This window comes from Polaribacter sp. Hel_I_88 (genome assembly GCF_000687935.1).
Taxonomy (GTDB): domain Bacteria; phylum Bacteroidota; class Bacteroidia; order Flavobacteriales; family Flavobacteriaceae; genus Polaribacter.
This window is the reverse complement of the sequence record NZ_JHZZ01000001.1, coordinates 628,622-651,460: the sequence shown is the minus strand read 5'-3', so window position 1 is coordinate 651,460 and position 22,839 is coordinate 628,622. Positions and strand designations below refer to the sequence as shown.

General features: G+C 28.0%; 19 protein-coding genes. 15 read left to right on the top strand and 4 right to left on the bottom strand.

Features of this window, described 5'->3' with window-relative positions; translation table 11 throughout:
* Positions 1-21: 21 nt before the first annotated feature.
* From P161_RS0102910 to purD, 7 genes are all read left to right on the top strand, one after another.
* Positions 22-576, top strand: a complete 555-nt coding sequence (locus P161_RS0102910; protein WP_051605804.1) for a DapH/DapD/GlmU-related protein — start codon at positions 22-24, stop codon at positions 574-576.
* A 20-nt stretch (positions 577-596) separates the two neighbouring features.
* Positions 597-1,643 (top strand): glycosyltransferase, encoded by a 1,047-nt coding sequence (locus P161_RS0102905; protein ID WP_026775579.1) that lies wholly within the window; start codon positions 597-599, stop codon positions 1,641-1,643.
* Positions 1,644-1,653: 10 nt separating this feature from the next.
* Positions 1,654-3,354, top strand: a complete 1,701-nt coding sequence (locus P161_RS0102900) for an O-antigen ligase (protein WP_155810405.1) — start codon at positions 1,654-1,656, stop codon at positions 3,352-3,354.
* Complete coding sequence (locus tag P161_RS0102895) at positions 3,342-4,100, top strand: glycosyltransferase (protein ID WP_036841185.1); 759 nt, start codon at positions 3,342-3,344, stop codon at positions 4,098-4,100. The genes P161_RS0102900 and P161_RS0102895 overlap by 13 nt, the downstream gene beginning before the upstream one ends.
* A 40-nt stretch (positions 4,101-4,140) precedes the next feature.
* A complete protein-coding gene (locus P161_RS0102890; RefSeq protein ID WP_026775576.1) occupies positions 4,141-5,496 on the top strand; it encodes an exopolysaccharide biosynthesis polyprenyl glycosylphosphotransferase in 1,356 nt (451 codons plus the stop codon).
* Position 5,497: 1 nt separating this feature from the next.
* Entirely contained in the window at positions 5,498-6,235 is a 738-nt protein-coding gene (locus tag P161_RS0102885; protein ID WP_026775575.1) for a glycosyltransferase family 2 protein, read from the top strand.
* Positions 6,236-6,339: 104 nt separating this feature from the next.
* On the top strand, positions 6,340-7,614 hold the full coding sequence (gene purD / locus P161_RS0102880) for a phosphoribosylamine--glycine ligase (RefSeq protein ID WP_026775574.1): 1,275 nt from the start codon (positions 6,340-6,342) through the stop codon (positions 7,612-7,614).
* Between the two features lie 10 nt (positions 7,615-7,624).
* On the opposite strand, the gene P161_RS0102875 is transcribed toward purD, so the two are convergent.
* Complete coding sequence (locus P161_RS0102875) at positions 7,625-8,665, bottom strand: cell wall metabolism sensor histidine kinase WalK (RefSeq protein ID WP_026775573.1); 1,041 nt, start codon at positions 8,663-8,665, stop codon at positions 7,625-7,627.
* 11 nt (positions 8,666-8,676) lie between these two features.
* The gene (locus P161_RS0102870; protein ID WP_026775572.1) at positions 8,677-9,375 is read right to left on the bottom strand and encodes a response regulator transcription factor; all 699 of its coding nucleotides are present in this window, start codon (positions 9,373-9,375) and stop codon (positions 8,677-8,679) included.
* Between the two features lie 227 nt (positions 9,376-9,602).
* On the opposite strand from P161_RS0102870, the gene P161_RS18930 reads away from it, so the two are divergent.
* Together P161_RS18930 and P161_RS0102860 are read left to right on the top strand one after the other, a co-directional pair.
* On the top strand, positions 9,603-11,489 hold the full coding sequence (locus P161_RS18930) for a T9SS type A sorting domain-containing protein (RefSeq protein ID WP_051605646.1): 1,887 nt from the start codon (positions 9,603-9,605) through the stop codon (positions 11,487-11,489).
* Between the two features lie 83 nt (positions 11,490-11,572).
* The gene (locus P161_RS0102860) at positions 11,573-12,289 is read left to right on the top strand and encodes a 3'-5' exonuclease (protein WP_026775571.1); all 717 of its coding nucleotides are present in this window, start codon (positions 11,573-11,575) and stop codon (positions 12,287-12,289) included.
* 112 nt (positions 12,290-12,401) lie between these two features.
* Here P161_RS0102860 and P161_RS17935 read toward each other — a convergent pair whose 3' ends face one another.
* Both P161_RS17935 and P161_RS0102850 read right to left on the bottom strand, forming a co-directional pair.
* The gene (locus P161_RS17935; RefSeq protein ID WP_051605645.1) at positions 12,402-12,773 is read right to left on the bottom strand and encodes a hypothetical protein; all 372 of its coding nucleotides are present in this window, start codon (positions 12,771-12,773) and stop codon (positions 12,402-12,404) included.
* A gap of 4 nt (positions 12,774-12,777) precedes the next feature.
* Positions 12,778-14,643: an ABC-F family ATP-binding cassette domain-containing protein gene (locus P161_RS0102850; protein WP_026775570.1), complete on the bottom strand. Its 1,866-nt coding sequence runs from the start codon at positions 14,641-14,643 to the stop codon at positions 12,778-12,780.
* A gap of 332 nt (positions 14,644-14,975) precedes the next feature.
* Here P161_RS0102850 and P161_RS0102845 point away from each other — a divergent pair, with 332 nt between their 5' ends.
* From P161_RS0102845 to P161_RS0102820, 6 genes are all read left to right on the top strand, one after another.
* Positions 14,976-15,992, top strand: coding sequence for a sugar phosphate nucleotidyltransferase (locus P161_RS0102845; RefSeq protein ID WP_026775569.1), 1,017 nt, complete (start codon positions 14,976-14,978; stop codon positions 15,990-15,992).
* A complete protein-coding gene (locus P161_RS0102840) occupies positions 15,992-16,972 on the top strand; it encodes a lipopolysaccharide assembly protein LapB (RefSeq protein WP_026775568.1) in 981 nt (326 codons plus the stop codon). Before P161_RS0102845 ends, P161_RS0102840 begins: the two co-directional genes overlap by 1 nt.
* Positions 16,973-16,975: 3 nt before the next feature.
* The gene (locus P161_RS0102835; RefSeq protein WP_026775567.1) at positions 16,976-17,746 is read left to right on the top strand and encodes a DUF4292 domain-containing protein; all 771 of its coding nucleotides are present in this window, start codon (positions 16,976-16,978) and stop codon (positions 17,744-17,746) included.
* Positions 17,746-18,984 (top strand): murein hydrolase activator EnvC, encoded by a 1,239-nt coding sequence (locus tag P161_RS0102830; RefSeq protein ID WP_026775566.1) that lies wholly within the window; start codon positions 17,746-17,748, stop codon positions 18,982-18,984. Before P161_RS0102835 ends, P161_RS0102830 begins: the two co-directional genes overlap by 1 nt.
* 125 nt (positions 18,985-19,109) lie before the next feature.
* Complete coding sequence (locus tag P161_RS0102825; protein WP_026775565.1) at positions 19,110-19,670, top strand: type 1 glutamine amidotransferase domain-containing protein; 561 nt, start codon at positions 19,110-19,112, stop codon at positions 19,668-19,670.
* A 171-nt stretch (positions 19,671-19,841) separates the two neighbouring features.
* The gene (locus P161_RS0102820) at positions 19,842-22,838 is read left to right on the top strand and encodes an ATP-binding protein (protein WP_026775564.1); all 2,997 of its coding nucleotides are present in this window, start codon (positions 19,842-19,844) and stop codon (positions 22,836-22,838) included.
* Position 22,839 lies beyond the last annotated feature (1 nt).

Here is a 22,839-nt window from a genome sequence, read left to right as displayed (position 1 = left end):
GTTAATTTAAAATTTTACAAAATGAAATCACATTTATTTGAAATTGTAAAATTCTTCTTTTATTTCTATAGAAATTACATTCCAAATCATTTTTTAAATAAAATCCCTTTTTATTTTATCAGGCATTTTCTATATAGAAATGTTTACAAACTAAAAATGGGTAAGGGAAGCAGTATCCATTTACATTGTTTTATCAATAGATTTAATATAGAAATTGGAGAAAATACTGCAATTAATAGAAAATGTTATCTAGATAGTAGAGGTGGAATAAAAATTGGAGATAATATTACTATTTCTCCAGAAGTACATTTAATAACAGCAGAGCATAATATTAACAGTACTTCTTTTGAATACGAAACTGCACCAATTTCTCTGGCTGATTATGTTTTTGTAGGTACAAGAGCAATTATTTTACCAGGCGTTAGTTTGGGCACTGGTTGCGTGGTTGCTGCTGGAGCTGTAGTAACAAAATCTTTTCCTCCATATAGTGTTGTTGCAGGTGTGCCTGCCAAAATTATTTCAAAACGAAATAAAGAGCTGAATTATTCATGTAAATGGATGCCTCCATTTGATTAAAGTTGTAATTATTACTCGTAATGAAAAAAATTTTAGTAGTAGATTTTAATGGAACAACATCTGTATATACACATTATTTTGCGCAGGGCTTAAAAGAAAATAATGATGTTAAAATTCTTGGGAAAAAGAAAATGTTTTTTCTAGATTTTTTTAAAAATTTAAACGTTTATTTAGGGTTTAATACAGGTGTAAAGTTTTTAGATTATATCTTAAACTGGATTTGGTTACTATTTAATTATAAAAAATTTGATATCATTGTTATACAATGGCTTCAACTCTTAAAATATACAAGTATTGAAGTTGAATTTATTAAATTTTTTCAAAAGAGAGTGAAGTTGGTGTATATACTACACAATCTTTATCCGCATAACAATACCAATCCTAAAATTATAAATAGGTATAATAAACTTTACAAATTTTGTAAAAATATTGCAGTTCATACATATGAAATGAAATCAGACTTAAAAAAAATTAACCCGAAAATCAATATTTTAAAAATACAACATGGGTATTTCTTTGATGAATTTAGAGAACAAACTTCTTTATTACAAGAAAATAAATGTTTGATGATTGGTCAAATTTTAAGATATAAAGGTATAGAGGATGCTTTAAAAGTTGTCAAAATCTTAAAAGAAAAAAACACAATTATTCACTTAAAGATTATGGGTTTGGCAGATCAAAACTATTTAATTGAGTTGAATAAAATTATTGATGATTTTAATATTGGTAATCAGGTTACTATAATACCTGAAATAGTACCTACAGCAGTATTTATAAATGAAATTAATAAATCAACCATGTTATGGTTGCCATATAAAAAGATAAGTCAAAGTGGTATTTCTTACACTTCTATAGGTTTAGGAAAACCATTTGTTGGTTATAATGTGGGCAATTTTAAATCCTTTTTCGGAGATAAAGGTTTAGCTAATATTGTAGAAAAAGATAATGTTATTCATTTTTCTGAAGCTGTTCTTGAAGTGCTAAAAAATAAACAGGTTTATTATAAAAGAATTGATGAACATGCAGCTTTAAATTTATGGGAAGCGAATAGAGTAATATTAAATTAAAATTTAGGTATTGAATATTTTACACAATTTAAAATATAAGGAGATAAATGTATTAATTGGTAGTCTAATTTTACCATCACTTCTATTTCCAGTTAAATACTCTAGTTTAATGCTTATAATTGCTAGTGTAGCAACTTTATATAACGTAATTTATAGGAATAAGAAAAAAATAGTTTTTAAGAAATTATTACTTCCCTTTTGTGTGTACTATTTATCCATTATTTTTTCTTTTATAATAGATTTGTTTTATAATCAATTTAGTATTATTTACTTAGTAAGAAACTTATCATTACTAATCATTCCTTTATTTATTTTTTCATCTAATTTTTCTAAAAAACAAATTTTAAAATTATTTGAATTAACCTCTGTTTTAATTACCATTACAGGAGTATTTTTTTTACTATTATGGTTATTTGGATATAATAAACACATTAATAAACAAGAATTTTTAAAAAAAGATTGGTTTAAAAATGAAGTAACAATTGCCGAAAATTACACTAAAAATTCAACTGTTGATGCAATTATAAACGCATCAGCTCAGAAACCAAGTCTTCGAAAAGTGGTTATGTTTAAAGAAGCACAACCAGGCAATACCCTAGTAAGGCAAATTTATATTAAAACAGAAAATAACAACAAAAACACTTGGGTCTTATTTAGAAATGTAGATGGGGATTGTAAAGCTTGGTTCAACGTAGCAAATGGCGCAATTGGTTTTGTAATAGGAAACGCAAAAGTAAAATCAGAAAAACAATCTAAAGGCTTCTATAAATTTACTTTTGCTAATACCATAAAATCAAATGCTACAAGAGACTGGTTTTATATTTCTTTTGTTTCTAAAAACGGAAGTTATAATTGGAGTGATAATTTAAGTAACGAAGTTCAAGTAAAAATAAAACCGCCTAAACTTTTTTTAGAAAAAGGTAATACTTTATTGCAAGAAAAAAGTATTTTAAAATATGCTATAACAAGCTTTAGTAGCTTAGAGAATTATGCGCATACCACTTATTTTGGTCTAGTTTTTAGTTTTGCTTTAATAGTTTTACTCTTTAATAAATCCTTACACAAAATAGTACGAATTACGTCAATATTTATAGTTTTTTTTATCATTATAACTTTAGCTTCAAAGGCTATTATTATTAGTGTTGGTTTGATTTTGCCAGCATATTTTATATTAAATTATTCCAAATTTAAGTTCATTTTAGTATTCTTAACTGTTGGTTTTTTTATAAGTTTTAATGGGCATTTAAAAGAACGGTTTTTAGACATGTATCAAACAATAGAAAACATTGGCTCAGGAGAAGAAATGGGAGATTTAAAAACATTAAGTACTAATAATAGATTTTATATTTATAAAACTTACCTTGAACTAATAGCAAACAGACCAATGTTTGGTTATGGATATAAAAATGGAGAAAACACAATAGAATCAAAACTTAAATATAAATTCAATGCTCATAACCAATTTTTACAATCATTTTACCATTCAGGTATTTTAGGTTTTGTAATTTTTATATTGTTTTTAATAAGCCCATTTTTATTGAGTAAAAATCCTACTAAAAAGAAATATGAATTAGAGTTTTTAATTATTTTAATTATTTTTAATTTTTTATTTGAATCACTACTCTATAGACAGTGGGGGCTAATTTTTGTTTGTTTTATTTATGCTACATATTTTCAATTTTTTAAATCAAATTTAAGATGGTTTCGATAATAACACCTGTATATAATCGCCAAGAATTTTTAGATGAATGTGTGCAATCAATATTAAGTCAAACTTATACAAATTGGGAGCTTATTCTTGTAGATGATTGTTCTACAGACTTATCTGTTAAAATGATAAATAATTATGTAGCTTCAGATAACAGGATAAAATCCTTTTTTTTTAAAGAAAATGTAGGTGCAGGAGTTGCCAGAAATAAAGGTATCGAAATTAGTACAGGAAGGTTTATAGCTTTTTTAGATAGTGATGATTACTGGCATAAAGAAAAGTTAAAAATGCAAGTGGAGTTTATGCTTGAAAAACAAATTGAATTTTCTTATACATATTCAGTAAAATTAGACAAGAATGATAATGATTCCAAAGTTCTTTTACCTCCCAAAAGTGTCAGTTCGTTGGCATTATTATTTAATAATTATATTAAAACACCAACAGCCATATATGACACCAAAAGAATAAGTAAAATATTTATGCCTAATTTTAGAAAAAGACAAGATTGGGGGTTGTGGTTCAATATTTTAGAAAAAACGAAAAAAGCTTATTGTTTACCAGTTCCATTAGCATATTTCAGAACATCAAATGATTCGCTAAGTAAAAATAAAATAAAACTACTAAAGGAAAATTTTAAATTTTATAGAACTCACTTAAATAAGAATATAATAGTTAGTTTTTTGCTCATGATTCTATTTTTATTTGTTCATTTGTCTTTTAGAATTTTTTTTGAAAAAAAAATCAAATAATATTTTAATAAATGCAATTTATATTTAACTAATTCAATTCTTGAAAAAAAGATACTCCCACTTTATTAGACCCTTGCAAATATTTTTAGATGTATTATTAATAAATTTAATAGTTTATTTAATTTACGATAAACAATATTTAAATTCTTATTTTTTATCCTATATTTCTCTTTTTTGGCTTTTAACTTCCTATTTATTTGGCTTTTATAAAGTATACAGATACACAAGAATACTTCGTATATTATCTCTTTTAATAAGACAATTTTCAATTTTTATACTTGGTTACTTTGCTTTTTTTGGTATTTTTAGAGAAGGTGAAATTGTTAATAATCAATTTTTAATTTTAACCACTATTATTTTCACCCTTTCAATTGCTAAATTTTTGTGGTTTATTTTCCTAAAAAAATATAGAGCTTTAGGAAATAATTTTAGAACCACAATAGTAGTTGGTTTTGATGATTCTTCTAAAAACATTATTAAGTTATTTAAAAGCAAATCAAATTTAGGATATAAATATTTAGGTTTTTTCTCCAATAAGCCAGTTGAAAGTTCAGAATATCTTGGAAATATAAATAGTGTTTTTGAATATGCAAAAACTAATCTTGTTGATGAGATTTATTGTTCTTTATCAAAGCTGTCTAAAGATCAAATTAAAAAAATTAATAAGTTCGCTTTAGAAAAAGATATTGTTCTAAAATTGATTCCAAATTCTAACGAATTGTATAGTAAAAATCAAAGTATTGAGTATTATGATGATGCTTTAATGGTTTTAAATGTTCAGAAATTACCCTTTGAATTTGCTGAGAATTTTTATATAAAGAGAATTTTCGACATTTTTTTTTCAATTTTTGTATGTGTATTTATACTTTCTTGGTTAATTCCAATTATTTGGGTTTTTGTGAAAATGGAATCTAAAGGACCTTTAATTTTCAGTCAGCCAAGAGAAGGTTTAAATGGAGATCACTTTGTTTGTTACAAATTTAGATCTATGAAAGTAAATGAGGAATCAGATAAAATCCACGCAATAAAAGGTGATTTACGTGTAACTAAAATTGGGGCATTTTTACGAAAAACAAGTATGGATGAGCTACCTCAATTTTTTAATGTTATTATAGGAGATATGAGCATTGTTGGACCAAGACCACATTTAGAAAGTTTATCTTTAGAATATCAAAAAGATGTAGAAGATTATTTAAAGAGACATATTGTAAAACCAGGTATTACTGGTTTGGCACAAGTTAGTGGTTATAGAGGTGAAATTAAACGAAAATCTGATATTAAAAACAGAGTTCGCTTGGATATTTTTTATATAGAAAACTGGTCTTTTTTATTAGATATTAAAATTATTATTCAAACTATTTTAAACGTTTTTAAAGGAGAAGAAAAAGCCTACTAAAATGATAACTGCAGCAATTGTTTTATATAACGAAAATTTAGAAATACTTCAAAAAACGATTGATTCTTTTTTAAAAACACCACTAAAAAAAAAGCTTTTTTTAATCGATAATTCTCCTTCTAATATTTTAGAAAAACATTTTAACAATCCAGAAATTGAATATTTCTTTGTTGGTGAAAATATTGGATTTGGTGCAGCCCACAATTTAGTATTAAACAAAATAGAATCAGATTTTCATTTAATTTTAAATCCTGACGTAGTGTTTACTTCGGATGTAATTCCAACTTTAATAAAAGAAATATCTAATTTAAATGATGTATCTTTTATTACACCTAAAGTAGTTTATCCTAATAAGGAAACCCAATATGTTTGCAGAAAGCATCCTACTTTTTTTGACTTGATAAATAGAAAGCTTAAGATTTCTAAAACCCAACTTTTTAAAAATGAATATAGAAATCAAAATATAGAAAAACCATTTTATCCTGAATTTATTCATGGGTGTTTTATGCTTTTTAAAACAAAAGATTTTAAATTGATTAAAGGTTTTGATGAACGTTTTTTTCTGTATATGGAAGATGCTGATATTTGTAGGAAAATTGATAATTTAGGTAAAAAAATTCTTTACTATCCAAAAGTTGAAATTGTTCATCACCATCAACAAGGTTCATCAAAAAGTATAAAATTATTTTTCAGACACACTTCATCAGCCATAAAATACTTTTTAAAATGGGGGTTTTAGCTTCATTTTTTCTCAAAAGATAAAATTCCTAAAATTCAATTCCTTCATAAATTTAGTATCCAAAGAAATTAAAATATATTTGCAATCCTAACAAAACAATAAACATGAATGTACTTATTTTAGGTTCTGGAGGTAGAGAACACGCTTTTGCTTTAAAACTTTATAAAAGTAATAAAGTAACACAACTTTTTGTAGCTCCAGGAAACGCAGGAACTCATGCTATTGCCAAAAATATCAATATCAATCCAACAGATTTTAACGCAGTTAAAGAAGTTGTTTTAAAGAACGATATTAAAATGGTAGTTGTGGGGCCAGAAGCACCTTTAGTAAATGGTGTTCATGATTTCTTTTTAGCTGATAATGAATTGAAAAATATTCCAATAATTGGTCCTAAAAAAGATGGAGCTTTGTTAGAAGGTAGTAAAGATTTCTCAAAACAATTCATGCAAAAACATGGAGTTCCAACTGCAAAATATAAATCTTTTACAAAAGATAATTTAAACGATGGCTATGTTTTTTTAGAAACTTTAGAGCCACCTTTTGTTTTAAAAGCAGATGGTTTGGCTGCTGGGAAAGGCGTTTTAATCTTAAATTCTTTAGAAGAAGCAAAAGCTGAGTTAGAAGAAATGGTTTCGAATCAAAAATTTGGAGAAGCTTCATCTACAGTGGTTATCGAAGAGTTTTTAAAAGGAATTGAGCTTTCTGTTTTTGTTTTGACAGATGGAAAAAGCTATAAAATTTTACCATCAGCAAAAGATTATAAAAGAATTGGAGAAGGAGATACAGGTCTAAATACTGGTGGAATGGGTGCAATTTCTCCTGTACCTTTTGCAGACAAAGTTTTTTTAGATAAAGTTGAAGAACTAGTAGTAAAACCTACCATTTTAGGTTTACAAAAAGACGGAATTGATTATAGAGGCTTTATTTTTATTGGTTTGATGAATGATCATGGAAATCCATCTGTGGTTGAATATAATGTAAGAATGGGCGATCCTGAAACTGAAGTTGTTTTGCCAAGAATAGATTCAGATTTATTTGATTTGTTTGAAGGTGTTGCAAATCAAACCTTACATGAAAAATCGTTTTCTGTGTCAGATAAAATTGCAACAACTGTAATGTTGGTGTCTGGTGGTTACCCAGAAGCTTATCAAAAAAATAAAGAAATTACAGGTTTTGAAAATATTAGCGAATCTACTGTATATCATGCAGGAACTACTATTAATAATAATAAAGTAGTTACAAGTGGAGGTAGAGTTTTGGCAATAACGTCTTTTGGAGACACCATTCAAGATGCTTTAAAAAAGAGTTACAATAGTATTGATCAAATCAATTTTGAAAACATGAATTACAGAAAAGATATTGGTTTCGATTTAATGTAAAACTCTTTATTTATTTAGGTTTTTCAAGCGTAAATGAAAATTCCGAACCTTTTCCAAAAGTACTTTTAAGTAGTATTTTTTGATTATGAGCTTCCACAATATGTTTTACAATAGAAAGTCCTAAGCCAGAGCCTCCTTGTTCTCGAGATCTACTTTGATCTACTCTATAAAAACGTTCAAATAAACGTGGTAAATGTTCTTTATTAATACCTTCACCATTATCAATTACTTTAACAATAAACTTTTTATCATTAAAATCATCTACTCCTAAAATAGTGGTGCCATTTGGTTTTCCGTATTTTATAGAATTTACAATAAGGTTGATAAGAACCTGTTCAATTTTTTCAATATCACCTTTTACAAAAACAGGAAATTCATAAACTTTATCAAATCGTAACGTAATGTTCCTTTTTTTGGCTTTCATTTCAAATAAATCGAACACATTTTGAATCAATTCAAGAATATTAAAAACCTCTGTATTTAATTTTAAACCATCGTTTTCTAATTTAGCAATCATATCTAAATCTTTAATCACAGCAACCAATCTTTCTACACCTTTGTTTGCTCTATCCAAATACTTCATGCGTATTTGTTTATCATTAATAGCACCTTCTAATAAGGTAAGAATATAACCTTGAACTGTAAATAAGGGTGTTTTTAATTCGTGAGCAACATTACCAAGAAAATCACGCCTAAAAGAATCTCTTTCTGTTAAGCTTTTGATTTCCAATCGTTTTCCTTCTACAAATTTCTGCATACTTTTAGATAATTTGTCAATATCTGTAGTTGCAGAATCTCTTTTTAGGTCGTTTACATTTAAAATGGATACTTCTTGATATAATTTTTTTAACCTTCTGTATATAAAATGTTCAGCTCTATATTGAGTGATAAAAAAAGAAATTATAAAAAGTATAATAATTGAAAAAATGATGGTGATATAACCAAAATGCTCAGTTATTACATAATATGTTACAGTTGCAATAGCTACACTAAGCAGTGTTAAATAAAGTGCAGACCAAAGTGCGTAGGAATATGTTTTTTTTAGTTTCAATTGGTTTGGTTTTACTTTTCTTTTTCTAGCAAAACAAATTTATAGCCAACTCCCTTTACCGTTTTAAAGTGATTATCGCCAATTTTTTCTCGGAGTTTTCTAATATGAACATCAATAGTTCTGCCACCAACAACAACTTCATTACCCCAAACTGTATCTAAAATAACCTCTCTTTTAAAAACTTTTCCTGGTCTAGAGGTTAACAAAGAAAATAGTTCGAATTCTTTTCTAGGGAGCGAAATTTTTTCTCCAGCTTTATAAACCACATATTCATCTCTATCAATTACAATATCTCCAATTTTAAGAGAATCTTCACTTTCTTTTTCAGATTTTAATCTTCTTAATAAAGACTTTATTTTACTTACTAAAACCTTTGGTTTTATAGGTTTTGTAATATAGTCGTCAGCTCCAGCTTCAAAACCAGCAACCTGAGAGTAATCTTCACCTCTTGCAGTTAAAAAAGCGATGAGTACGTTTTCTAGAGATTTTATTTTTCTGATTTTTTCACAAGCTTCAATTCCATCCATTTCTGGCATCATAATATCTAATAAAATTAGATGAGGCATATTCTTTTTTGCAGATTTTATAGCTTCTAGTCCATTTTCTGCAGTAAAAGTTTGATAGCCTTCATTTCTTAAATTGTAGCCAACAATTTCTAAAATATCTGGCTCATCATCAACTAATAAAATTTTAATATCGCTTTTATTCATAGTTATTTAATAATAAGTACATATCAAAAATAGGGTTTTAAAATCTAATTTTAGTAAATGTATGGTTTTTGATAGCTAATTTTACAATTCGTTAATATTAGGATTATATACAAGCTTATAATTTAATGATTTGTAATTTTTTAATCATAACAATAAATTAATTTTAAAAAAGTGAAAAGGCATTTTATTTTTTTAACTTTGATGCTTAACCATTTAAATTTTACAATATGAAAAAAAATTACTTATTTACTTTAATTTTTACTTTCTGTTTTAGTTTTTTGTCTTTTGGACAAACAGAAATATTTAATCTTGCTGGAGGAGGAGCACTTCCTACTGGTTGGGTTGGTACAAATAACGTTTCAACTAATGATATTGATAAAGGTTCTTATTATGTTGTAGATGCTGGTTCACCATCAGATATTATAACTTCTACTTCAATTGATTTATCTTCATACGCTACAGCAGAGTTTAAATTGGATGTGGCTTCTTTTGGAAGTGGAACTCATAATCAAGCAAAAATTGAAGTTTCTACTGATGGAGGAACGACTTTTAATGATTTGGGTTTAGGAACAGTTACAACAAGCTCTTCTTATATAGATGGGGGTACATTCACGATATCTAGTCTTTCTAATCAAGTACAAATACGCATCTCAAACAATGGAGAAAGTGGGAGAGGAGTTCGTTTAAGAAATATTAGTTTAAATGCTTTTACTTCAGATCCTACAATTGCTATTATATCACCAGAAGATAATGCAGTTTTTCCTGCAGAAACTACTACAATTCCAATTAGTTTTAATGTTTTAAATTTTACACTTTCTGGAGATAATGGTTCAGAAATGTCCGATAACAGTGGAGATGGATATATTTTAGGAACTTTAAAGAAAAACGGCGTAGTTGACGGAACTGCGAATATATTTTCTACAACTGGACCTGATATAGATAATGCAGAACCAGGAACTACTTATGAAGTAACTGCAGAGTTAGTTGATAATAGTGGAGCATCTTTATCACCAAAAGTAGAATCAACTATAACTTTTTATGTTGAATTTCCATGTAACATAACTTTAGATGCTGCAGTTACTCTTTGTGATGCTAATACAACTGGAGAAGATACCTACAATGTTTCTATACCTTTTACTGGAGGTAATACTTCTACATACACGTTAACTTCAGATTTTGGTACAATTGGTGGAGACAATCCGTCTACTTCTGCTTCTGGAACAATTACGATTTCAAATATTCCAGAAGGTACAGATATCGAGTTTACCTTAAAAGGAGATGTAACAAATAGTAATTGTGATATTACAAGAAGTATTTCAAGTGCAGTTTGTTTACCAGACGCTACTTGTTCTGCAGTTGGCGCTTTGATTATTACAGAAATTATGCAAAACCCTAGTGCAGTATCTGATGATAATGGTGAGTATTTTGAAGTTTATAATACAACAAACTCTCCAATAGAATTACAAGGTTGGACGATTAAATCTTTAACGACAGATTCTAAAGATGATATTATAAAAACATCTTTAATTGTTCCTGCAAACGGATATGTTGTATTTGGTGAAAACGCAGATATTTCTACAAATGGGGGTGTTACAGTAGACTATCAATATGATTCTAAAATATTTTTAGGAAACGGTTCTGATTCAATTGCATTAGAGTGTGGAGGAAATATAATTGATGGTGTTTCTTGGGATGATGGAGCAACTTTTCCAGATCCAAATGGAGCAAGTATGGAATTAGCTACTGATAAATATTCTGCTACTGATAATGACAATGGTGCTAATTGGGGAGAAGCAACGCAAGAGATTATTGCTAACGGAGATTTAGGAACTCCAGGTGCTGCAAATAGCTTTACATTAAGTATAGTAAAAAATGAAATCGAAGGTTTTGCAACATACCCAAACCCTGTAACAAATAAAAGTTTTACAATTACTACCAATAGTACTGATAAAAAAGAAGTGGAAATATATAATGTTTTAGGAAAAAAAGTATTTGCTACTTCTTTTTCCGATTCAAAGTCAACTTTTGATATTCCTACAATTTCTGCTGGTTTATATATTTTAAAAGTAACAGAAGGAACTAAAACAGCAACTTCAAAATTAGTAATTAAATAAATTATTGATTTTTTAAATTTTAAAAAGCTCTGATTTTTTCAGAGCTTTTTCTTTTTTCACTATATTTATGAAAAAAGAACGCTATGAATCTTACGTATAAATTAAATAATATTCTGTTTTTAGATATAGAAACAGTTCCTCAAGAAGAAAGTTGGGAGGAATTATCAAAAGAAACACAAGAGCTTTTTAAGAAGAAAACGCAATACCAAAGAAAGGATGAACAAACAGCAGCCGAATTTTATGATAGAGCAGGTATTTGGGCAGAATTTGGTAAAATAATCTGTATTTCAGTTGGGTATTTTGTTGATGTTGAAACAAAAAAACAACTTAGAGTTACCTCTTTTTTTGGTGATGACGAACATAAATTATTATCAGAATTTAAAGTTTTATTAGATAAACATTTCACCAAAAAAGACAATGTACTTTGTGCACACAATGGAAAGGAATTCGATTTTCCGTTTATAGCAAGACGTATGATTATTCATAAAATAGAACTTCCTAAAAAACTAAATTTATTTGGGAAAAAACCTTGGGAAGTTCCACATATAGACACTTTAGAATTGTGGAAATTTGGTGATTATAAACATTATACCTCTTTAAAGTTATTAACGTCTATTTTAGGAATTCCTTCTCCAAAAGACGATATTGATGGAAGTGAAGTAGCAACTGTGTATTACAAAGAAAAAAACATCCAAAGAATCGTAACCTATTGTGAAAAAGACACCATTGCAGTTGCACAAATTTTATTGCGTTTTAATAATGAGGATTTAATTGAAGATAAAGATATTGTAAGTGTTTAAAAAGTATCAAACCTCAAAGGTTTTTAAAACCTTTGAGGTTTTTTAAATTTTAGCTGAAATGTAATTTAGTAATTAAGGTCTTTTAAGCTGCTTAGTAATTTTAGTACAAAAGTTATTTAAGTTTAATTAACTCTAACTCCATGTCACCAGCATCACTTTTAGATTTTAACCTATATCTATCTAATTTAGTTTCTATAATTTCGACTGTGAATTTTTTTCCAATAATACTATCTAAATTTTCATTTAGTACTTTTGTTATTGTTAAAACATAATTACAATCATCAATCCATTTTATTGAACTATGTATTTCTAATCCATTTTTGATACTTTTTTCTATTTGAGTAGAATCTGTTCGAACAACTTTTAACCCATTGTATAACTGATTAGAATATTCAAAAGTTCCAGTTTTAAAATCTGAACATTCTTTGTCTTTTGAACAACAAACAGCAATTATAAATAAAAATAATAAAAACTCTTTTCTCATTTTTCTAATCTTCTAACTTCATTGATAGCTCTAGCCAACGTTCCTCTTTTTCTTCTAATTCATTGGTGATTTCTTGTAATTCTTCAGATTTTTTAGGGATATCGTCTGTTGCAATTTCTACATTTAAAAATTGATTTTCTATAGTCAGTTTTCTTTTTTGTAGCCTTTCAATTTCAACTTCTAAAGCACCAAATTCTCTTTTTTCATCGAAACTCAAGGCGTTTTTTGATTTCTTTTTCTCTTCAACCTTTTTTTCGATCACTTTTTCTACAGGTGCTTCTTCTGCTTCATTAGAGTTTTCATACGCTCTAAAATCAGAATAATTTCCAGGAAAATTCTCCACAACACCTTCTCCCCTAAAAACGAAAAGAGCATCAACAATTTTATCCATAAAATAACGATCGTGAGAAACTACCAATAAATTTCCAGGGTAATCTAATAAAAACTCTTCTAAAACATTTAAAGTTACCACATCTAAATCGTTGGTTGGCTCATCTAAAATTAAAAAGTTAGGATTCTGGATTAAAACAGCACATAAATACAAACGCTTTTGCTCACCACCAGAAAGTTTTTCAACAAAATCATATTGTTTCTTTTTATCAAACAAAAAACGTTCTAATAATTGCGATGCCGAGATTTTTCTACCTTTAGTAAGTGGAATATATTCACCAAATTCTTTTACAACTTCAATTACTTTTTGTCCCTCTTTTATGGTGATTCCAGATTGCGTATAATAACCGAATTTTATGGTTTCTCCAACCACAACTTTTCCACCATCAACAGGTGCTTTTTCTGTAATAATATTTAAGAAAGAAGATTTTCCTGTTCCGTTTTTACCAATAATTCCAATACGTTCTCCACGTTTAAAAACATAATCGAAACCATCTAAAATAACTTTATCACCAAACGATTTTTGCAATTTATGAAGTTCTAAAATCTTGCTACCTAAACGTTCCATATTAATTTCTAACTGAACTTTATGGTCTTTTCTACGTTGATGTGCTTTGTCTTTAATTTGATGAAAATCATCAATTCTAGATTTTGATTTTGTTGTTCTTGCTTTAGGTTGCTTACGCATCCACTCCAATTCTTTTTTAAATAAACTTTTTGCTTTTCCTAAATTGGTTGCTTCTAAAGCTAATCGCTCTTCTTTATTTTGAAGATAGTAAGAATAATTACCTTTGTATTTGTAGATTTTACCTTCATCTAACTCTAAAATTTCATCACAGACACGTTCTAAAAAGTAACGATCGTGCGTTACCATAAAAAGGGTGATTTTTTCTTTAGCAAAATACGCTTCTAACCATTCAATCATTTCTAAATCTAAATGGTTGGTTGGCTCATCAAGAATTAATAAATCTGGTTTGTTAATTAAAACGATTGCTAAAGAAAGACGTTTTTTTTGTCCTCCAGAAAGTTTTCCAACATTTAAGGATAAATCATCTAACTTTAATTTTGATAAAATTTGCGTGTATTGTGTTTCAAAATCCCAAGCATTATACTGATCCATCAAATCAAAAGCTGCTTGATAAGCTTCTGCTTCTTCAGGATTTTTCAACGCTTTTTCATATTGATTTACGATGTTTAGAATTTTATTGTCAGTAGCAAAAATGGTTTCTTCGATGGTTAAATTGGGGTTTAAATCATCCTTTTGAGCCAAATATGCAATACTAATATCTTTTCTGCTAACAACTTGCCCTGAATCTGGTACATCTAAATCAGCAATAATATTTAAAATTGAAGTTTTGCCACTTCCGTTTTTCGCAACGAAAGCAACTTTTTGATCTTTATTAATTCCAAAGGAGATGTCTTCAAAAAGTACCTTTTCTCCATAAGACTTAGAAATGTTTTCTACAGATAAATAATTCACAAGTTATATTTTTTGCAAAGAAACGAAAAACCCAAGTTTTAACTTGGGTTTTCGTAATCATTTATGAACAAACGATTTGTTGGGGGATGGTTTTATTGGGGGATTCTTATTTTATTACTTTTTTACAATGTAAAATTACTACTAATAAGAAAGCCAGTCAATCCCCCTAAAGGGGTAAATTTCATCTCCCCCTAAAGGAGGAGCGTCCTCCTCCTTTAGGGGGAGGCTCAAAATAAATTGAAAACATTTTTTATAGACCTTTAAACTGAAAAACAATTTTTTAAGTCCCTCAATAAATACTATCTTGCAGGCATATTTTAAAGAAATAGTTTATGAAAATTATAGTGCCTATGGCTGGTATTGGATCTCGTTTAAGACCACATACTTTAACAGTTCCAAAACCTTTAACAGTAATAGCAGGGAAACCAATTGTACAACGTTTAGTAGAAGATATTGCCTCTGTTATTGATGAAAAAATTGATGAAATAGCTTTTGTAATTGGTACAACTGCCAAAGGTTTTCCTACAGATACAGAAGAAAAATTATTAAAAATTGCAGACGAGTTAGGTGCAAAAGGTTCAGTGTATGTGCAAGAGCAAGCATTAGGAACTGCGCATGCAATTTATTGCGCAAAAGAATCTTTGAGTGGGCCATGTGTAGTTGCGTATGCAGATACTTTGTTTAAAGCAGATTTTAAGTTAGATGTAAATGCTGATGGAGCAATTTGGGTAAGTCAAGTAGCAAACCCAAGTGCTTTTGGAGTAGTGAAATTAGAAGATGGTGTGATTACAGATTTTATTGAAAAGCCAAAAGAATTCGTGTCTGATTTAGCAATTATTGGAATTTATTACTTTAAAAGTGGCGAAAAACTTTTAGAGGAAATTCAATATTTAATTGATAATGATTTAAAAGAAAACGACGAATATCAACTAACAAATGTTTTAGAATCTTTAAAACAACAAGGAGCTAAGTTTTTACCAGGAAAAGTAACTGCTTGGATGGATTGTGGTAAAAAAGATCCAACTGTAGATACCAACAAACAAACTCTTGCTTTTGAGCATGAAGCTGGTAATAATTTGGTTGCTGATGATGTGGTTTTAGAAAATTCAGAAATTATACAACCTTGTTATGTTGGTAAAAATGTAGTTTTAAAAGACACTAAAATTGGCCCATATGTTTCTATAGGTGAAAATAGTGTGGTTTCAAATTCTACCATTACAAACTCGTTAATTCAGAAAAATGTAGAAATTTCGAATGCTAATTTAACGAATGCAATGATTGGAAATCATGCAAAATACAATGCAGCATATACCTCTGTGAGTATTGGAGATTATACAGAATTAACTTAATGAATATAAGATTTAAGAATAAAGAACATAGAAAAGAGAGACAGTTTTATGCTATAAGATTGGCTCTTTTCTCTTTTCTCTTTTTTCTTTTCTCTTTTTCATCTTTTTCACAAGATAGCATTCCTGCAAACCAAGATTTATCTGAAGAAGCAGAATTAAAATTTCAACAATTCTTTTTTAAAGCACTTTCAGAAAAAGCGATTGGAAACTATCAAAAAGCGCTAGAAAATTTAGAAAATTGCAACCAACTGTTAGAGAATAATATGGCTGTTTTTTTTGAGTTTTCTAAAAATTATCTTTTATTAAAAAATACGTTATTAGCCAAAGAATATATAGAAAGAGCTTTACAAAAAGATGGGGATAATGTTTGGATGTTAAAACATTTGGTGAAAATTTATCAACAGGAAAATAATTTAGAAGCAGCTATCAATACACAACAAAAAATAGTTGCTCTAAATCCTAAAGAAAGAGCCTTTTTAGTGCGTCTTTATTTATATAATAGGCAATATAAAGAAGCCATTTCTTTAATGAATACCTTGGAAGATGAAAATTTACTTTCGGCGAATTTAAAAAGTTTGAAAGCAAGTTTAGAAAAGAGAAAAAAACCAAAAGCTGAAGAAAAGAAATTATCTGATATTACCTCTTTAATTAATCAGTTTGAAACAGAAAAATCGTATACTATTTTAGAGCAAATTTTAAAGATTTCTGAGGACAATGCAACTCAACTATTAAAATTAAGTGACGAAGGTATTTTGTTGTTTCCTGCCCAACCTTTTGTATATTTAATGAAAGGAAAAGCATTAAATTATCAGAAAAATCATAAAGAAGCGTTATCTGTATTAGAGAATGGGTTTGATTTTGTGATAGAAGACAACATGGAAGCCAATTTTTATATAGAAATGGCTAAGGCCTACAAAGGTTTAGGTAATTTGATTGAAGAAAATAAATATCAACAGAAAGCTGATAAATTGAAAAGTTAAAAAATGAAGTACTTTAAATACATACTGCTTTTTACAATAATTTTTACTTCTTGTAAAACAACAAAAAATATGATTGATGCAAATGCAACAGCCAAAGATATTTCTGCCAAAAAAGTAGCAAAAAAACACATGGCTGCTAATTTTGATAAGAAAACATTGGATGCCAAACTAAAAGTGAATTTTGATAATGGAAAAACCAATCAAGGCTTATCTGTGCAAATGAAAATGAAAAAAGATGAGGTTATTTGGCTAAAAGGAACCAAGTTTATCACTGTTTTTAAAGCCGAAATTACACCAACCTCTGTTAAATATTACTCCTCTGTCTTTAAACATTATTTTGAAGGTGATTTTTCAATGATGAAAGAATTTCTAGGTGTAGAAATTAATTTTGAACAACTACAAAATCTATTTTTAGGGCAATCTTTATTAAATTTAAAAGAGGAAGATCAAAATGTGGAAGTTGTGGACAATCGATATATTTTATCACCTGAAAAACAAGCTGCATTGTTTGATATTTTCTTTACTATAAATCCTGCACATTTTAAATTAGACGAACAATCTATTGTAAATGCAGAGAAAGATTTACGTTTAGATGTGCAATATCCATCATACAACATTATTGATAACGTTATTTTTCCTTCAGAAATTAACATCAAAGCAAAAAACGCAAAAAAAGTTACTGCCATTGATTTAGAGTATAAATCTGTGGAATTCAATACAGATGTAGAAATGTCTTTTAGCATTCCTAGTGGTTATAAACAGCTTACATTTTAATGAAAAATATAAAGTTTCATATTGTCTTTTCTATGGTTTTCTTTATGAGTTTGTCTGTTTTTAGTCAAACAAAAAGAGAGTTGGAAAATCAGCGAGAAAAATATAAGGCAGAAATTGTAAAATTAAATAGATTACTTTTTAATGAAACTAAGAAAGAAAAAAACGCCTTAGAAGATTTAAAAGATATCAACCAAAAAATAGTAGTAAGAAACAAACTAATAAACACGATTAATTTAGAAGCGAAACTTTTATCTAACGAAATAAGAACAAACGAACGAGAAATTGCAAAATTAAATAAAGCCTTAAAAGCCTTAAAAGCCGATTATGGTGAGATGATTTACAAATCTTACAAAAGTAAATCCCAACAAAGCAGAACAATGTTTTTGTTGTCTTCACAGAATTTTTATCAAGCTTACAAACGTTTGGAGTATATGAAACAATATACCCAATTCAGAAAAAAACAAGGTGAAGAAATTTTAGAGCAAACAAGTGTTATCGAAAAAAAGAACGACTCTTTGGTTATCCAAAAGAAAAATAAAGAAACGTTACTTTTAGCAGAAAAAAATCAGAAAAAAGAAATTGAAGCTGATAAAAAGAAGCAAGAAAATTTACTTTCTATCATTAAAAAGACAGAAGGTAAATACAAAAGAGAAATAGAAAAAAACGTAAAAGAAGATAGGAGAGTTGCTGCTCAAATAGATAAAATTATTAGAGATGAAATTGAGAAAGCAAACAGATTGGCTTTATCAAAATTAAAAGATAAACCTAAAACAGCGACTAAGAAAAATGAGTTTATTTTAACGCCAGAAGCAAAAGCTTTAGCAACAAAATTTGAGCTAAATAAAGGTAAATTACCTTGGCCTGTAAAAGAAGGATTGGTGGTTAGAAAGTTTGGAAAACAACCTGATCCTACATTTCCTGGAATTATAATTAATGGAACTGGTTTGCATATTGTAACAAGTAGAGGAAGCAATGCAGAAGCTATTTTTAGTGGCGAAGTTTTAAATGTTTTGGTGGGTTCTGATGGTACAAAAAACGTTTTTATTCGTCATGGAAATTATATAAGTTCTTATAATAATCTTGAAAATTCTTTAGTTAAAAAAGGCGATAAAGTTGATATAGGACAAAATTTAGGGAAGATATTTACGGATAAGATAAATGGTAAAACTAAGTTGGTTTTTGTGCTTTTAAAAAATACTGAAATATTAGATCCTGCTGCTTGGATATTAAAAAGATAAAATTTTTTAAAATAGTGTTTGTGCTAAATTTAATATGTTTTGAGCAAATTACACTTTCAAATTATTTGTAATTTTGAAATGAGTTAGTAAAGCACTAATCTCATTTTAATCTTAAAAACATAGAAATGGAAAATTTAGATAGAAAGAATGTTGCAATTTTAGCAACAAATGGTTTTGAAGAAAGCGAATTAAGAGAGCCTAAAAAAGCTTTGGAAAAAGCAGGAGCAAACGTACATATTATATCCTTAAAATCTGGTGAAATTAAATCTTGGGCAGATGGAGATTGGGGAAAAGCCTATAAAGTTGATAAAACATTAGACCAAGTTACACAAGCAGATTATAATGCTTTAATGTTGCCTGGAGGCGTTATAAATCCAGATACATTAAGAGCCGATAAAAATGCTGTAAATTTTGTAAAATCGTTTTTTGAAAATAGTAAGCCAGTAGCAGCAATTTGTCATGCACCTTGGTTATTAGCAGAAGCAGGCGTTTTAGAAGGAAGAAATATCACATCCTATAAATCTATTAAAACAGATATGATAAATGCTGGTGCAAACTGGACAGATGAAGAAGTAGTAGTGGATTCTGGATTGGTAACTAGTAGAAACCCAAACGATTTACCAGCATTTAATGCAAAATTAGTAGAGGAAGTATATGAAGGGAAACATGAAGAACAAATGGCATAATCCTCAATAATAAAGATGATAAAAGTGTAGTTTTTAAACTGCACTTTTTTTTTGCTCAAAAATATTTAGAATAATGAATACAAATAATATTTTTAATAGTATCAAAATTCTTTTGTAATTTGCGCTTAAATAAAGGCATACATTAAATACCTTTATATTTCAAGATAATTTATGAAAGAAATTATTTCTTTACAACAACACACTATTGCAGCACTATTCAATGAAACATTGTTGCCTGTTTTTTTCAATAAAATTAAAGCACATCACAAAGTAATTTTAGAGATAAATGAACTTCAAAATAAATTAATTGCTCACAATTTTAAGAAAGATGATAAAAATTTAGTTTTTAGAAAGTTAAATGAGTACAAAACTGAGTTAGAAAAGATTGTTTCCAGTTACTTTTCGACTTTAAATTTAGGAGATGAGTTGTTGTTTGATGCCTATTTTAGAGAGTTAAATACGCATTTAGAAACTTTAGATGAAACGATTAAACGTGTACAAGATAAAGAACGATTTTTAAAATTAGATGGCGATTCGAAATTATTAAAGTTTAGAAAGGGCGTAAAAAAATCACTGTTTACCGTTTCAAAACTGCCATTAAAAACAGCTAATGTATTTAGAAAAACAAAAAAGGAAATTGTTTATTGGCAACAAGAAATTCCCTTTAAAAATGTTACTGAATACTATTTTAAAAGCGAGCTTATCCATAATTTAAATGAAGTTATTGAGGCTATTTATAAAGAGATTTCTGAAATCACAGACAATTATTGGTCAATAGATAAAAAAATCGACGAAAAAATTGAACTTTATTTAGAAAATAATACGGTTTTAGATTTTTCTGAAGAGTTGTCTACCAATGTTCAAACAATTCCTTCTTTAGAGGCACGAATTGAAAATCATAAAAAAACGTTTCAAGAAATATTTGAGGCGAATATTTTAAATTATACAAATGCACTTTATAAAGCAGATACAATTGAATTGTCTGCAAACTTTTTTAGAGCACAAAATATTGCAAAATATCAAAAAGATGTTTTAGAAAAGAGCCATAAAAATGCACTTCTTTGGCAAAATACGTTTAGTGTTTTTGAAAGTGATTGGGAGTTAGATATCGAAATATTTACCATTATTTTTCATGTAATGTTTACTTATGATAAGCTTGGAAAATCAATTGAAAAACGTTCAGAGCTTATTGGACAGGAATTAACAGTTCTTAAAAATTACATTACAAATGTAAAAAGCACTATTGCTAATTCCGACACAAAAACAGCCTTAAAGGCAGCTATAATAAGTGAATTAAAGAATTTAAGTAAAGATTTTAATACACTTATTGAAGAAACTACTATTCGAATCACCAATCAAGAAATTCCGTTACAAATTAATGATTTTGAAGAAAATGCGTTAAATGTTTTAAAGACACTTTCAACAAAGAGAGCTATAAGTTCAGATAATGATTATACTACAAAAACAGTTGCTTCTTCAATCAATTATATTTCTCCTTATGAATTGGTTTCTTACCAAAGTTGGCCAAGTCTTGCAGCAAAAATTAAGCAAGTAAAACTAGATCTTAATTTAAAAGTAACCACTTTTGTTGATGATATTAACGCTTTAAGCCAAGTATGTGAGTTTAATTTAGAGTCTGCATTATCACTTTTTGAGAGTGAAACCAAAGAGAATACATCCAAAGAAAATACACCTAAAAAAGTAGCTTTAGAGGGATTGGAAAGAAGTGAAGAAAAAATTGAGGATTTAAAAAACACATTAGTTAATTTAAATACAGCTAATGGAGAATTACTTCTTCCTAGTATTGCCAAGTTTAACAAAAGTATTTTAGAGTTAACTGATACAGAAAATATTACTGAAATTAGATTAACAATTGCCAAGGCAAAATCTATTGAAAAAAGTAAATTACTAAAAGAAAAGGTACTAAATAATGTAAAAAACTTTGTTCCTGTTGCCATGCTTTATGGTAAAACCAAGTATAAAAAAACTGTAGCTTCTGTAAAAAGTATGCTGTTAAGAAATGGTTGGTACAAAGAACCAGTAGGTGTTACAAGCGATTTATCTGAGTTTTTAAAACAGGCAGAAAGAGCATTAGATGAATTGCCTTACGTGTATCAGCGATTGTTTAGATCTGAGACTTTACAAAATGAAACTTTATTTATTGGGCGAACAAATGCTTTAGATAGCTTGCAAAAAGCGTATAATGCTTTTCAAAACAATCAATATGCAGCAACTGTAATTATTGGTGAACGTGGCTCTGGAAAAACTTCTTTAGTTCATAATTTTATCAATAAAAACAAAAAATTAGCGAAAACAACTTTTTTGTCATCCAAAGAAAATCTTAGCGAACATTATGAGTTAATGGCATTTTTAAACGATTCTTTTGATAAAGAATTAACAACGATAGAAGAATGGATTGCTTATTTTAATAGTGGTAAAAAGAGGACGATTGTATTAGAAGATATTCAATATTTTTACTTTAGAAAAGTAGGTGGTTTTAATGTATTGCATCAGCTTTCTAATTTAATTGCATCCACAAAAAATAGTGTTTTTTGGATTGTTACCTCAGCCAAATATGCTTTTCAATATTTAGATAAATCCATTCAAATATCAGAACTTTTTGCTTTTAACATTCAAATGTTAGAAATGGATAAAGAAACCATGAAAGATGCTTTGATAAAAAGACATAAAATTAGTGGTTATAATTTACACTTCGAGCAACCACCAGTTGCATATTTATCTAGTAAATTTTTAAAATCTCCTGAAGAAGTTCAGCAAGAAATTTTAAGAGAAGAATTTTTTAGTGACATTAATAAAATTGCACAAAGCAACTTTAGAATCGCTTTTATGTATTGGATTCGCTCTACAGTAAAAGTTTCTGGAAGTACTATTTATATGCGTTCTTTAAAAACAATAGATACATCATTTTTAAATAAATTATCACCTATAAAATTGCTTTTTTTAAATAGTATTTTGTTGCAAGAAAGATTGTCTTTAGAAGATCTTATTGAACTTTCTAGCCTAAATGAACAGCAAACTAAAAATATTGTACACGCACTTTTTGAAAATGGATTGTTAACGATGGATAACGAAAAATTCTATACAATAAACATATTTTTATATCGACAAATAACTTCGTTGTTAAAGAGTAAAAACGTAATACATTAAG

Bases quoted from the DNA above. Each gene is read 5' to 3' on its own strand.
- P161_RS0102910 (WP_051605804.1), top strand. From the start codon at position 22: ATGAAATCACATTTATTTGAAATTGTAAAATTCTTCTTTTATTTCTAT.
- P161_RS0102905 (WP_026775579.1), top strand. From the start codon at position 597: ATGAAAAAAATTTTAGTAGTAGATTTTAATGGAACAACATCTGTATAT.
- P161_RS0102895 (WP_036841185.1), top strand. From the start codon at position 3,342: ATGGTTTCGATAATAACACCTGTATATAATCGCCAAGAATTTTTAGAT.
- P161_RS0102885 (WP_026775575.1), top strand. From the start codon at position 5,498: ATGATAACTGCAGCAATTGTTTTATATAACGAAAATTTAGAAATACTT.
- purD (WP_026775574.1), top strand. From the start codon at position 6,340: ATGAATGTACTTATTTTAGGTTCTGGAGGTAGAGAACACGCTTTTGCT.
- P161_RS0102870 (WP_026775572.1), bottom strand. From the start codon at position 9,375: ATGAATAAAAGCGATATTAAAATTTTATTAGTTGATGATGAGCCAGAT.
- P161_RS18930 (WP_051605646.1), top strand. From the start codon at position 9,603: ATGAAAAAAAATTACTTATTTACTTTAATTTTTACTTTCTGTTTTAGT.
- P161_RS0102860 (WP_026775571.1), top strand. From the start codon at position 11,573: ATGAATCTTACGTATAAATTAAATAATATTCTGTTTTTAGATATAGAA.
- P161_RS17935 (WP_051605645.1), bottom strand. From the start codon at position 12,773: ATGAGAAAAGAGTTTTTATTATTTTTATTTATAATTGCTGTTTGTTGT.
- P161_RS0102845 (WP_026775569.1), top strand. From the start codon at position 14,976: ATGAAAATTATAGTGCCTATGGCTGGTATTGGATCTCGTTTAAGACCA.
- P161_RS0102840 (WP_026775568.1), top strand. From the start codon at position 15,992: ATGAATATAAGATTTAAGAATAAAGAACATAGAAAAGAGAGACAGTTT.
- P161_RS0102835 (WP_026775567.1), top strand. From the start codon at position 16,976: ATGAAGTACTTTAAATACATACTGCTTTTTACAATAATTTTTACTTCT.
- P161_RS0102830 (WP_026775566.1), top strand. From the start codon at position 17,746: ATGAAAAATATAAAGTTTCATATTGTCTTTTCTATGGTTTTCTTTATG.
- P161_RS0102825 (WP_026775565.1), top strand. From the start codon at position 19,110: ATGGAAAATTTAGATAGAAAGAATGTTGCAATTTTAGCAACAAATGGT.
- P161_RS0102820 (WP_026775564.1), top strand. From the start codon at position 19,842: ATGAAAGAAATTATTTCTTTACAACAACACACTATTGCAGCACTATTC.